General features: G+C 62.9%; 9 protein-coding genes, 2 pseudogenes and 1 riboswitch. Of the genes and pseudogenes, 9 read left to right on the top strand and 2 right to left on the bottom strand.

The genetic code is table 11. From position 1 onward, the window contains the following. Nucleotides 1–27: 27 nt before the first annotated feature. Nucleotides 28–1463: pseudogene (locus AB5975_07560) on the bottom strand (TolC family outer membrane protein). A 160-nt stretch (nt 1464–1623) separates the two neighbouring features. Beyond that, nucleotides 1624–1730: riboswitch (TPP riboswitch) on the top strand. A gap of 155 nt (nt 1731–1885) precedes the next feature. On the opposite strand from AB5975_07560, the gene thiC reads away from it, so the two are divergent. Both thiC and cytX read left to right on the top strand, forming a co-directional pair. Continuing rightward, the gene (thiC, locus tag AB5975_07555; GenBank protein XDR21694.1) at nt 1886–3766 is read left to right on the top strand and encodes a phosphomethylpyrimidine synthase ThiC; all 1881 of its coding nucleotides are present in this window, start codon (nt 1886–1888) and stop codon (nt 3764–3766) included. A gap of 165 nt (nt 3767–3931) precedes the next feature. Further along, a complete protein-coding gene (cytX, locus tag AB5975_07550; GenBank protein ID XDR21693.1) occupies nt 3932–5215 on the top strand; it encodes a putative hydroxymethylpyrimidine transporter CytX in 1284 nt (427 codons plus the stop codon). On the opposite strand, the gene AB5975_07545 is transcribed toward cytX, so the two are convergent. Further along, nucleotides 5184–5930, bottom strand: coding sequence for an RsiV family protein (locus tag AB5975_07545; protein XDR21692.1), 747 nt, complete (start codon nt 5928–5930; stop codon nt 5184–5186). The two genes, cytX and AB5975_07545, sit on opposite strands and share 32 nt — an antisense overlap. 185 nt (nt 5931–6115) lie before the next feature. Between AB5975_07545 and AB5975_07540 the strand changes: the two genes are divergently transcribed. The 7 genes and pseudogenes from AB5975_07540 to AB5975_07510 all read left to right on the top strand — a co-directional run bounded on the left by AB5975_07540 (nt 6116) and on the right by AB5975_07510 (nt 12218). Next, nucleotides 6116–6733 (top strand): NUDIX domain-containing protein, encoded by a 618-nt coding sequence (locus tag AB5975_07540; protein XDR21691.1) that lies wholly within the window; start codon nt 6116–6118, stop codon nt 6731–6733. Next, nucleotides 6724–7176: a DUF1249 domain-containing protein gene (locus AB5975_07535; GenBank protein ID XDR21690.1), complete on the top strand. Its 453-nt coding sequence runs from the start codon at nt 6724–6726 to the stop codon at nt 7174–7176. The genes AB5975_07540 and AB5975_07535 overlap by 10 nt, the downstream gene beginning before the upstream one ends. An 85-nt stretch (nt 7177–7261) precedes the next feature. Next, nucleotides 7262–8062, top strand: coding sequence for a 3',5'-cyclic-AMP phosphodiesterase (gene cpdA, locus AB5975_07530; GenBank protein XDR21689.1), 801 nt, complete (start codon nt 7262–7264; stop codon nt 8060–8062). Nucleotides 8063–8172: 110 nt separating this feature from the next. After that, entirely contained in the window at nt 8173–8781 is a 609-nt protein-coding gene (locus AB5975_07525; GenBank protein ID XDR21688.1) for a YqiA/YcfP family alpha/beta fold hydrolase, read from the top strand. Nucleotides 8782–8816: 35 nt separating this feature from the next. Beyond that, on the top strand, nt 8817–10721 hold the full coding sequence (gene parE / locus AB5975_07520) for a DNA topoisomerase IV subunit B (protein ID XDR21687.1): 1905 nt from the start codon (nt 8817–8819) through the stop codon (nt 10719–10721). Further along, nucleotides 10718–11703 (top strand): annotated as a pseudogene (locus AB5975_07515) (esterase-like activity of phytase family protein). The gene parE and the pseudogene AB5975_07515 overlap by 4 nt, the downstream one beginning before the upstream one ends. Continuing rightward, nucleotides 11700–12218 carry a TIGR02281 family clan AA aspartic protease gene (locus tag AB5975_07510; GenBank protein ID XDR21686.1) on the top strand — a complete coding sequence of 173 codons (519 nt, stop codon included), beginning with the start codon at nt 11700–11702 and terminating at the stop codon, nt 12216–12218. Before AB5975_07515 ends, AB5975_07510 begins: the two are co-directional and overlap by 4 nt. Nucleotides 12219–12228 lie beyond the last annotated feature (10 nt).

The raw sequence follows: 12228 nt of genomic DNA, 5'->3' as shown, positions 1-12228 counted from the left end.
GAGCCCGCGAAAAAGCCAACATCTATCTCAAGGGCGGCGCTCGAAGTTCTTCGCCGCGGCAGCCGCCAGGTCCGGTGGCAGGAAGTCCTTGTCCGGGTTGTAGTCCGCTTTCAGGTAACGCTTGAGGTCCTGCAGGTCTTGCGGGCTCAGGGTGCCGGCTGCCTGCTTCAGGCTCAGGTTGTCGAGAATGTAGTCATAGCGGCTGTTGTTGTAGTCGCGCACCGAGGTGTACAGCTGGCGCTGGGCATCGAGCACGTCGACGATGTTGCGTGTACCGACCTGGTAACCGATTTCGGTGGCTTCCAGCGCACTCTGGTTGGAGATGATCGACTGCTTGCGCGCCTGTACCTGCTCTACATCGGTGTTCACCGCGCGGTGCAGGTTGCGGTGTTTTCCACCACCTGGCGGCGCAGGCTTTCGCGTTGCTGCTCGCTCTGGCTCAGGCGCTGGTAGGCCTCGCGCACCTGCGAGCTGGTCAGGCCGCCGCTGTAGATCGGGATGTTCAGTTGCAGGCCGATGCTGGTCTGCTCGACATCGCCGCCGTAGCGCGTGACGGGGGCTGGTGCGGGGTTGGTGAAACCGAAGTTGTCGTTGTCACCTTTCTGGTACTTGGCCACTGCGTCAAGGGTCGGCGCATGGCCGGCCTTGCGCTGGCGCAGGGTTTCTTCGGCGGCGGAAACCGCGTAGTTGGTCGCCAACAGGTTGAGGTTCTGGCGACCAGCGGTTTCTACCCAGGCCTTGGCGTCGTTAGGTGTAGGCACCTGCACCGGCAGGGTGTGCACCACCCCCTGGATCGAGGTGTATTCGCGGTTGGTCAGGGTCACCAGGGCCTCGAAGGCGTCTTGCACCTGGCGTTCGGCGATGATCCGGTTGGCCCGGGCGGTGTCGTAGCTGGCTTGGGACTGCAGCACGTCGGTCTTGTCGGAAAGGCCGACGTCGAAGCGTTCGTTGGACTGGTCCAGCTGGCGTTTGAAGGCCGCTTCCTCGGCCTTGGTCGCGGCCAGGTTGTCCTGTGCGCGAAGTACGGCGAAGTAGTTCTGCGCGGTTTGCAGGATCAGGTTCTGCTCGGTCGCCGACAGCTCCAGCGCTGCCTGTTCGTTGACCGCTTCGGCCGCTTGCAGCTGGAACCAGCGGTCAGCGCGGAAGATCGGCTGAGCCAGGGTGGCGCTCCAGGTGTTGCCGCTGCGGTTGCTGGTGGTCGATGGTTCGTCCAGCTTGGTGCGCGTGTTCAGCATTTCGGCGCCGGCCGACAGGTTTGGCAGCAACCCGGCACGGGCTTGGGGCACCACCTCTTTGCGGGCGCCGTAATCGGCGCGTGCCGCCGCCAGGTCGGCGTTGTTGTCGACCGCTTCCTGATAGACGCTGACCAGGTCGGTCTTTACTGATTGGGGCACGTCCGCTGCCCAGACCACTCCGTTGGACGCACAAGACACGGCTATCGCCAGTGAGAGTTTGCGCAGCATAGAGGCAATCCTTGTACGAAATTTAATTACTGAACTGTTGAGTATCGCGCGACGGGCCAGTGTAGTGCCATGCGCACCCGGCAACAATCGCTTGGTGTGCCTTTCATCATCCGCGCATTTACCCGCTTGGCTTTGCCGACCACTCCAGTCTAGACTGCGCAGGTTCTTGTCGGGGTGCCTTGAAGCAAAGGCTGAGATCGCAGAGGTGCGGATCCCGTTGAACCTGATCAGGTTAGCGCCTGCGTAGGGAACAAGATTGCTCGCCTTCCCGGGGAGCCTCTTGTGCCAGGTCCGGGATTGTCACAGCTGCATGCAGCTTCAGGCACCCCCATACCCGGCACTGCACTCCAAAGAGGGTGCGTCCGCGCGTTTCAGGTTCACCCCGACATTCCACTGCTAGGAAGCCGTCTGGAGAGCCTGTGATGACCAAACAAGAAAAAGCGATCAACCTCAGCGAATCGGCACAAGTCGATCAGCAGTCCGTGCAACCGTTCCCGCGTTCGCGCAAGGTCTATGTCGAAGGCTCGCGCCCGGACATCCGTGTACCCATGCGTGAAATCAGCCTGGATGACACCCCTACCGATTTTGGTGGCGAGACCAATGCCCCGGTGCTGGTGTACGACACCTCCGGCCCATACACCGACCCCAACGTGATTATCGACGTGCGCAAAGGCCTGGCCGACGTGCGTTCAGCGTGGATCGACGCCCGCGGTGACACCGAGCGCCTGGACGGCCTGAGCTCCGACTTCGGCCAGCAGCGCCTGAACGACGCCGAGCTGGCCAAGCTGCGTTTCGCCCATGTGCGCAACCCGCGTCGTGCCAAGGCGGGCGCCAACGTCTCGCAGATGCACTATGCCCGCCAGGGCATCATCACCGCCGAGATGGAATACGTGGCCATCCGCGAAAACATGAAGCTGCAGGAGGCCCGTGCAGCTGGCCTGCTCAAAGAGCAGCACGCTGGCCACAGCTTCGGTGCCAACATCCCGAAAGAAATCACCCCCGAATTCGTCCGCCAGGAAATCGCCCGTGGCCGCGCGATCATTCCGGCCAACATCAACCACCCGGAAGTTGAGCCGATGATCATCGGCCGCAATTTCCTGGTGAAGATCAACGGCAACATCGGCAACAGCGCCTTGGGGTCCTCGATCGAGGAAGAAGTGGCCAAGCTGACCTGGGGCATCCGCTGGGGCTCGGACACGGTCATGGACCTGTCCACCGGCAAGCACATTCACGAAACCCGCGAGTGGATCATCCGCAACTCGCCGGTGCCGATCGGCACCGTGCCGATCTATCAGGCCCTGGAAAAGGTCAACGGCGTGGCCGAGGACCTGACCTGGGAGCTGTTCCGCGACACACTGATCGAGCAGGCCGAGCAGGGGGTGGACTACTTCACTATCCACGCCGGTGTGCTGCTGCGTTATGTGCCGCTGACCGCCAAGCGTGTCACCGGTATCGTCAGCCGTGGGGGCTCGATCATGGCCAAGTGGTGCCTGGCGCACCACAAGGAAAACTTCCTGTACACCCACTTCGACGAAATCTGCGAAATCATGAAGGCCTACGACGTCAGCTTCTCGCTGGGCGACGGCCTGCGCCCTGGCTCGATTGCCGACGCCAACGACGCCGCGCAGTTCGGTGAGCTGGAAACCCTCGGTGAACTGACCAAGATTGCCTGGAAGCACGACGTGCAGTGCATGATCGAAGGCCCTGGCCACGTGCCGATGCAATTGATCAAAGAGAACATGGACAAGCAGCTGGAGTGCTGCGACGAAGCGCCGTTCTACACCCTCGGCCCACTGACCACCGACATTGCTCCGGGCTACGACCACATCACTTCGGGTATTGGTGCGGCGATGATCGGCTGGTTCGGTTGCGCCATGCTGTGCTACGTCACGCCCAAGGAACATTTGGGCCTGCCGAACAAAGACGACGTCAAGACCGGCATCATCACCTACAAGATCGCCGCGCATGCCGCCGACCTTGCCAAGGGCCACCCAGGTGCGCAGATTCGCGACAACGCCCTGTCGAAGGCGCGTTTCGAGTTCCGTTGGGAAGACCAGTTCAACCTTGGCCTTGACCCGGACACGGCCCGTGCCTTCCACGACGAGACGCTGCCGAAGGAATCGGCCAAGGTCGCGCACTTCTGCTCGATGTGCGGGCCGAAGTTCTGCTCGATGAAGATCACCCAGGAAGTGCGTGAGTACGCCGCCAAGATCGAGGCCGTGGATGTGACGGTCGAAGAAGGCATGCGTGAGCAGGCCGAGCGGTTCCGCCAGGAAGGCAGCCAGCTGTACCACAAAGTGTAAGAACGCTGGGGCCGCTTAGCGGCCCTTTCGCGACACAAGGCCGCTCCCACAGGGACCGCACAAGGCTCAAGGCCTTCGCGGCCCCTGTGGAAGCGGCCTTGCGTCGCGATTCGAGGACGAAGTCCTTGCCAAGAACACCAACAACATTGCCGGCGAGCGCCAACCATGACATCACCCAGCCAATTCTCCCCCGACCACCCGGTCCCCACCCACCAGCGTATCTTCGGTGCCCGCGACCTGTTTTCGCTGTGGTTCTCCCTAGGCATCGGCCTGATGGTGCTGCAAGTCGGTGCCATGCTGGCGCCAGGCCTGGGCCTTGCCGGCGCGGTGCTGGCCATCGCCCTGGGCACCGGTGTCGGTGTGCTGTTGCTGGGCGCCGCCGGGGTGATCGGCAGCGACACCGGCCTGTCCGCCATGGGCACGTTGAAACTCAGCCTGGGCAGCCATGGCGCGCGTTTGCCGGCGTTGCTCAACCTGCTGCAACTGGTGGGCTGGGGCGCGTTCGAAATCATCGTCATGCGCGATGCTGCCAGCCTGTTGGGCGCGCGAGCCTTCGGTGAGGAGAGTGCCTGGAACAGCCCGATGCTGTGGACCCTGTGTTTCGGTGCGCTAGCCACCTTGCTGGCCGTCAGCGGGCCACTGGCCTTCGTGCGCAAGGTGCTGCGCGCCTGGGGGATCTGGTTGCTGCTGGGCGCTTGCGTCTGGCTCACCTGGAACCTGTTCGCCAAGGCCGACCTGGCTGATCTGTGGAGCCGCGCGGGTGACGGTTCGATGTCCCTGGCGGTGGGCTTTGATATCGTCATCGCCATGCCGCTGTCCTGGTTGCCACTGATTGCCGACTACTCGCGTTTCGCCCGCAACGGCAAGCATGTGTTCGGTGGCACGGTCGTGGGCTATTTCATCGGCAACACCTGGCTGATGAGCCTGGGCGTGGCCTACACCCTGGCTTTCGCCGCCAGTGGCGAAGTCAATGCGCTGCTGCTGGCGCTGGCGGGGGCCGGCATGGGTATCCCGTTGCTGCTGATTCTGCTGGATGAGTCGGAAAAAGCCTTCGCCGACATCCACTCGGCGGCAGTTTCAACCGGTGTGCTGCTGCCGCTGAAGGTCGAGCACCTGGCACTTGCGATCGGCGTGCTGTGCACCTTGATCGCCCTGCTGGCCCCCTTGGCCCAGTATGAGAACTTCCTGTTGCTGATCGGTTCGGTATTCGCGCCGCTGTTCGGTGTGGTGCTGATGGACCATTACGTGATCCGTCGTCGTCGCCTGCCTGCGCAAATCGATGGCTTGCACTGGCAAGCGCTGGTGGCCTGGTTTGCGGGTGTGGCGGCCTATCACCTGATTGCCGCTAATGCACCGGAACTGGGCGCTACCCTGCCAGCATTGCTGCTGGCAGGTGTGCTGCATGGGCTGCTAAGCCTCAGCCGCGGCCGGGAAACAGCTCAGGCTTGAGCACGCCATTGAGGCGTGGGTAGGGGATCTTCAATTCCACGTGGCCCATGGAGTAGGGCGCGATGGCATAGACCTCGTACTTGACCACTACCGCGCCGTACGTCAGGGCGATGTGCGGCGACTTCTTGAACGGCCAGGTTTTGACGAACTCGGCGTCCTTGTCCATGCCCACGCTCATCAACCAGGCGCGGTGTGACTCCTCGACGGTTTTCCAGAAGGTGTCCTCCTGGCCCGGCACCAACATGTCCTGCAGGGTCAGTACCTTGTCCAGCTTGCGCGAGTAGTTGATGAAGCCACGCCCCGGCATGCCGTGGGCGCCACCGCTGTCCAGGTAGCTGGACAACTCGATGATCACCAGCCCGTCATGCTGCTCGCGTACCTTGGCCTGCAAGTAGCTGCTGTTACGTTTGTCGGCATTGGCCAGGTATTGCTGTTCGTAGGCCTGCAGGGTGCTTGGCGCGGTGCCATGCTGATTGTCTTCGGTCAATTGCAGCAGGCGTTTTTCAACGATGCCATCGAGCTTGGGCAGGGCCGGGAAGTGGACCATGTCGATATTCACCAGCGGGCAGTCACGCTCGCTGCAGCCGGGTTTGACATGCTCCCAGGCGTCGCGCTTGACCTCGAGCGGAGCCCGGTAGTTGGGCGTGAACAGGCTCTGGCAGGCGCCTAGAGCGAGTGCCAGCACGGCCACGGAAGTCAGTTTGACAAGTGTCATGATGATCCTTGCAGAACAGGGAAAAGTCGGCCTTTGACCGTCTGCGCGGCCTTCAGTTCGCCACTAAGCTAACAGAGTGAAGACCTGCTGTCCCGAGTGCGCCAGCGGTTGCCAGAAAGGGGTGAAACCGGCAGGCGTGCAGAGTAGGATGGCGCGAAGCAGTATTCGAGGTAATGAGGATTTCCATGTCAGACGCGTTGAACTCAGTGCCCAAGGGCTTCGAAATCATCGAGCGGGCCAATTGCTTCCAGGGCTTTTACAAGCTCGACAAGCTACGCCTGCGCCATGAGTTGTTTGCCGGGGGCATGGGCCGCGAGATCAGCCGTGAACTGTTCGTGCGCCATGATGCCGTGTGCGTGCTGCCGTACGACCCGTTGCGCGATGAAGTGGTGCTGATCGAACAGTTCCGTGTGGGTGCACTGGACAAGGTCGATAACCCCTGGCTGATCGAAATGGTTGCCGGGCTGATCGACAAGGACGAGCAACCCGAGGAAGTCGCTCACCGCGAAGCTGAGGAAGAAGCTGGCCTGACATTCAGCGCCCTGTGGCCTATGACGCGTTACTTCCCGTCGCCTGGCGGTAGTGACGAATATGTTCACCTGTTCCTTGGCCGTTGCAGCAGCCAGGGCGCGGGCGGCCTGCATGGCCTGGAAGAAGAGGGTGAAGACATCCGTGTGCGTGTGTGGTCGTTCGAGGATGCCTTGCAGGCGGTGCGCGACGGGCGCATCTGCAACGCAGCGACCATCATTGGCCTGCAATGGCTGGCGCTGAACCGTGACGAAGTACGAGGTATGTGGAAGTGAACCTGCTGCGTGAGCGCTATCGAGTCGACCTGGTCGGGCTGCAGGCAGCCTGCGAGGCCAACTACGCCCGGCTGATGCGTCTGTTGCCTGACATGCGCACCACTCAAAGCTCGCGCCGTATCGGTATGACCCAGGGCGACCAGATGCTTGGCGTGCTGGTACTCGACGTGGTCCTGGCCTGCCCGTATACCACCACCCTGCATGTGCGCCAGGAACACAGCCTGCCGTGGTTGCCCGTGCCGCACCTGGAGGTGCAGGTGTACCACGATGCACGCATGGCCGAAGTGGTCAGCGCCGAACACACCCGGCGCCTGCGCAGTATTTACCCCTACCCGAACGCGGCCATGCATCAGCCGGACGAAAAGGCCCAGCTCAACCTGTTCCTCGGTGAATGGCTCAGCCACTGCCTGGCCTGTGGCCATGAACTGGCAAGTGTTCGCTGAATTGTGACGTGGGTCGGTTGCGGGTGTTTGCTCGTGACCTTCGCGCAGCCATAATTCGTGCTGAAATCGTTCGAGGAGATGGCCGTTGTCGCCGCCAGACCAATCCCGCCCCGTGCATGTGGTGCAACTGACTGATGCCCACCTGTTCGCCGACCCGGCCGGCAGCATGCTGGGCCTGAAAACCCGTGACAGCCTGCGCCATGTGGTGGCCCAGGTGCGGCGCGAGCAGCCGCTTGTCGATTTGTTGCTGTGTACGGGCGACCTGTCCCAGGACGCCAGCGTTGCATCCTATGAAGCGTTTCGTGAACTGACCGCAACGTTTGCCGCGCCCACCCGCTGGTTGCCGGGCAACCATGACGAGGCCCAGGTGATGGCGCACGTGGCGCCAGAGCTGGTACAAGCGGTCACCGATATGGGTACGTGGCGCGTCATCATGCTCAACACCGCCGTGCACGGCGCTACCCACGGGTTTCTCGAAGATGGCCAGTTGGCCGTGTTGAAAGAAGCCTTGAAAGATGCGGGCGAGCGGCATTGCCTGGTGTGTTTCCACCATCAGCCGGTGGACATTGGCTGCGCCTGGATCGCGCCGATCGGCTTGCGCAATGCCCAGGCGCTGTTCGACATTGTCGAGGGTTATCCACAGGTGCGGGCCTTGCTGTGGGGGCATGTGCATCAGGAGTGGGATGAAGTACGCGGGGGGCGGCGTTTGCTGGCTACTCCGTCGACCTGTATCCAGTTCGCCGCACGCAGCGAAGACTTCAAAGTGAGCGAAGAACAGCCGGGCTACCGCTGGTTGCGTCTGCATGCCGACGGGCGGCTGGAAACCGGGGTGGAGCGGGCGCTGGACTTCGCTGTGAAACTCGACTTCGATAGCCCAGGGTATTGAAGAAATTGTTGCGAAACCCGTGACACTGCGTCAAAACCCGGCGAACGCGCTACACTGCGCGTCCCTGCGCCCGCACCATCAGGCGCGAAGCCACAGATTCCGGGGGCAGCATGTCGGGTTCCATCCTCTATATCCATGGCTTCAACAGCTCGCCGCTTTCGACCAAGGCGCGCCAGCTCGAAGCCGTGATGCAGCAACTGGGCTTGTCGGCCCAGCTACGTGTGCCCGCCTTGCACCACCACCCACGTCAGGCCATCGCCCAGCTCGAAGCGGCCATCGCCGAACTTGGTGCGCCACTGTTGGTGGGCAGTTCGCTCGGCGGCTACTATGCCACCCATCTGGCCGAGCGCCATGGCCTCAAGGCGTTGCTGGTCAACCCGGCGGTAACCCCGCACAAGCATTTCGACGGTTACCTGGGCACCCAGCGCAATCACTACAGCGGTGAAACCTGGGAGCTGACCCACGACCACGTGCAGGCACTGGCCGAGCTGGAAGTGCCGGCCCCGGTAGATGCCAGCCGCTATCAAGTGTGGCTGCAGACCGCCGATGAAACCCTGGACTATCGCCACGCCGAGCGCTATTACCGTGCTTGTGCCCTGCGCATTCAGGCCGGTGGCGACCACAGCTTCCAAGGCTTCGCCGAGCGCCTGCCGGCACTGTTGGCGTTCGCCGGCATTGCCCGTGGGCAGTATGCTGCGCTCGATTTTTCTGTATTTTGACTTTTTTGCACTCACCAGACTGACGACGAGACCCTATGGCCAATCCCAGCGCTAGCGCCTATAACGCAGACGCCATCGAAGTCCTCTCGGGCCTTGACCCGGTCCGCAAGCGGCCGGGCATGTACACCGATACCAGCCGCCCCAACCACCTGGCCCAGGAAGTCATCGACAACAGTGTCGACGAAGCCCTGGCCGGCCACGCGCGTTCGGTGCAGGTCATCCTGCATGCCGACCACTCGCTGGAAGTCAGCGACGACGGCCGTGGCATGCCGGTGGACATCCACCCGGAAGAGGGCGTGTCCGGGGTCGAGCTGATCCTCACCAAGCTGCACGCTGGCGGCAAGTTCTCCAACAAGAACTACCAGTTTTCTGGCGGCCTGCATGGTGTGGGCATTTCGGTGGTCAACGCCCTGTCGACCCAGGTGCGCGTGCGTGTCAAACGTGACGGCAACGAATACCAGATGACGTTCGCCGACGGCTTCAAGGCCAGCGAGCTGGAAGTGGTCGGCTCGGTCGGCAAGCGCAACACCGGCACCAGCGTGTACTTCAGCCCCGACCCCAAGTACTTCGACTCGGCCAAGTTCTCCATCAGCCGCCTCAAGCACGTGCTCAAGGCCAAGGCAGTACTGTGCCCGGGCCTGCTGGTCACCTTCGAGGACAAGGCCAGCGGCGAGAAGGTCGAGTGGCATTATGAAGATGGCCTGCGTTCTTACCTGGTCGATTCGGTCAGCGAATTCCAGCGTCTGCCCGACGAGCCGTTCTGCGGCAGCCTGGCTGGCAACAAGGAAGCCGTGGACTGGGCGTTGCTGTGGTTGCCAGAAGGTGGCGACAGCATCCAGGAAAGCTACGTCAACCTGATCCCCACCGCTCAGGGCGGCACCCATGTCAACGGCTTGCGTCAGGGCCTGCTGGATGCCATGCGTGAGTTCTGCGAGTTCCGCAATTTGCTGCCGCGTGGCGTGAAGCTTGCGCCAGAGGACATCTGGGAGCGCATTTCCTTCGTGCTCTCGATGAAAATGCAGGAGCCGCAGTTCTCTGGGCAGACCAAAGAGCGCCTGTCATCGCGCGAGGCGGCCGCGTTCGTTTCCGGCGTGGTCAAGGACGCCTTCAGCCTTTGGCTCAACGCCCACCCCGAGCTGGGCATGCAACTGGCAGAGCTGGCCATCAGCAACGCCGGGCGCCGCCTCAAGGCCAGTAAAAAGGTCGAACGCAAGCGCATCACCCAGGGCCCCGCACTGCCTGGCAAGCTGGCCGATTGCGCCGGCCAGGACCCGATGCGTGCCGAACTGTTCCTGGTTGAGGGTGACTCGGCAGGTGGCTCGGCCAAGCAGGCGCGGGACAAGGAGTTCCAGGCCATCCTGCCGCTGCGCGGCAAGATCCTCAACACCTGGGAAGTGGACGGTGGCGAAGTCCTGGCCAGCCAGGAAGTGCATAACATTGCCGTGGCCATCGGCGTAGATCCGGGTGCCACCGACCTTGCGCAGCTGCGCTACGGCAAGATCTGCATCCTCGCCGACGCCGACTCCGACGGGCTGCACATCGCCACGCTGCTGTGCGCGCTGTTCGTCCAGCACTTCCGTGCGCTGGTCGAGGCCGGGCATGTGTACGTGGCCATGCCGCCGCTGTACCGCATCGACCTTGGCAAGGAAATCTACTACGCCCTCGACGAAGCCGAGCGTGACGGCATTCTCGACCGCCTGGTGGCCGAGAAGAAGCGCGGCAAGCCGCAGGTCACCCGCTTCAAGGGCCTGGGCGAGATGAACCCGCCACAGCTGCGCGAAACCACCATGGACCCGAACACCCGGCGCCTGGTGCAGTTGACCCTGGATGACGTGGAGGCCACCTGCGAGCTGATGGACAAGCTGTTGGCCAAGAAGCGCGCCGGTGACCGCAAGAGTTGGCTGGAAACCAAAGGCAACCTGGCCGAGGTCATGGTTTGATTCGGCAAGTACTTGCCGTTTGCCTTGCGCTGGTTGCCCTGCCTTGCCTGGCGGGCAACTGGCCAGAGCTGAAGCTCAGTGGCGAGCACCCGATCGATGGCATGCGCGGTGGCAACCTGTCTGGCCTGGCGCAATGTCGGGGCGGGCTGTGGGGTGTTTCCGATCGCGACGACGACCGCATTTACCGCTTCGACCAGCAGAACACCACCTGGCGCGCACAACCGCTTACCTTCACCCCGCCAACGCCGCCGGAAAGCGGCCTGCCGTGGGGGCTGAAGTCGCGCAACTGGGCAGCGTCGTACATTCGCGGTGGCGAGCTGGATTTCGAAGGCATCACCTGTGACCAGGCGGGTAACCTGTACCTGGTCAGTGAAGCCCATGCCGCGGTGCTGCAATTGCCGCTGCAAGGCGAGCCGGACTGGTTGAAGATCGACCCGGCCATGGTGCGTCAGGCCCGGGCCAGTGGCATGTTGCTGAACTTCAATGCCTTGTTCGAAGGCTTGGCGATCAACCCGGCGGGGGACCGTCTGTGGCTGGCCGCCGAGCGTGAACGCCGCGGCCTGGTGGCTATCGAGCGCCAGCAATCGGTATGGACCTGCGGGCGTAGTTGCGTGCTGCTGAGCGAGGCCGGGGTCGAGATGCAGCCGGCGCAAATGCCCGATGCCCGGGCCTTGTCGCGCGATTTCGCCGACCTGGCCTGGTACGAGGGCAAGCTGTTTACCCTCGAACGTAACGCCTACCGGGTGTGCCGGCGGGATGCCGACAGTGGCAAGGTCGAGCGTTGCTGGTCGTTCGCTGCCGATGCGCTGGTGGAATCACGCCGCTATTCGCAGCCGTTTGGCCTTGCCGAAGCACTGGTGATCGATGCCAAGGGCGCCTGGATAGGCCTGGACAACAACAACGGCGCCCGCGCCGATGGCGAAACCCGCCGATCGTCTGGCGTTTTGATGCGCCGCAAGGCGGCTGGAGCGCCAAGCCATGAGCCAGGCGCCGGGCAAGCGCGCGGGCAGGGTGCTGATGGTCGTCGCTTGGGCGGCGGCGCTGTTCCTTGCCACGCGCTTTTTCGGCCAATGGGAAGACAGCCAGCGCAACCCCAATAGCCAGGTGCAGTCCGAGCATGGCGAAGGTTTTATCGAAGTGCGCCTGTTGGGCAACGGCCAAGGGCACTTCGTGCTCGACGGTGCGATCAACGGCCAGGTGGTGCACTTCATGCTCGACACCGGTGCCACCGACGTGGCGATCCCTGAAGCGCTGGCCCGCGAGTTGAACCTCGAACGCGGCAGCCCGGTGCTGCTCAGCACTGCCAACGGCCGTACCGAGGGTTACCGCACGCGTCTGGCAAGCCTGCAATTGGGCGATATCCGCCTGCAGGACGTACGCGCCATCGTGGTACCGGGCCTGGACGGGCCCACCGTATTGCTGGGCATGAGTGCCCTGCAGCAACTTGAATTTACCCAGCGCGGCGGCACCATGCTGTTGCGCCAGAACCTGAAATGACGAGGCCCGC

It is taken from the genome of Pseudomonas putida, from assembly GCA_041071465.1.
In the GTDB taxonomy this organism is placed as follows: Bacteria; Pseudomonadota; Gammaproteobacteria; order Pseudomonadales; family Pseudomonadaceae; genus Aquipseudomonas; species Aquipseudomonas putida_P.
This window is presented reverse-complemented; position numbering and strand designations above follow the sequence as displayed.

What these genes read in the sequence shown, in the direction of transcription:
- thiC (XDR21694.1), top strand. Translation starts at nt 1,886, where the DNA reads ATGACCAAACAAGAAAAAGCGATCAACCTCAGCGAATCGGCACAAGTC.
- cytX (XDR21693.1), top strand. Translation starts at nt 3,932, where the DNA reads ATGACATCACCCAGCCAATTCTCCCCCGACCACCCGGTCCCCACCCAC.
- AB5975_07545 (XDR21692.1), bottom strand. Translation starts at nt 5,930, where the DNA reads ATGACACTTGTCAAACTGACTTCCGTGGCCGTGCTGGCACTCGCTCTA.
- AB5975_07540 (XDR21691.1), top strand. Translation starts at nt 6,116, where the DNA reads ATGTCAGACGCGTTGAACTCAGTGCCCAAGGGCTTCGAAATCATCGAG.
- AB5975_07525 (XDR21688.1), top strand. Translation starts at nt 8,173, where the DNA reads ATGTCGGGTTCCATCCTCTATATCCATGGCTTCAACAGCTCGCCGCTT.
- parE (XDR21687.1), top strand. Translation starts at nt 8,817, where the DNA reads ATGGCCAATCCCAGCGCTAGCGCCTATAACGCAGACGCCATCGAAGTC.
- AB5975_07510 (XDR21686.1), top strand. Translation starts at nt 11,700, where the DNA reads ATGAGCCAGGCGCCGGGCAAGCGCGCGGGCAGGGTGCTGATGGTCGTC.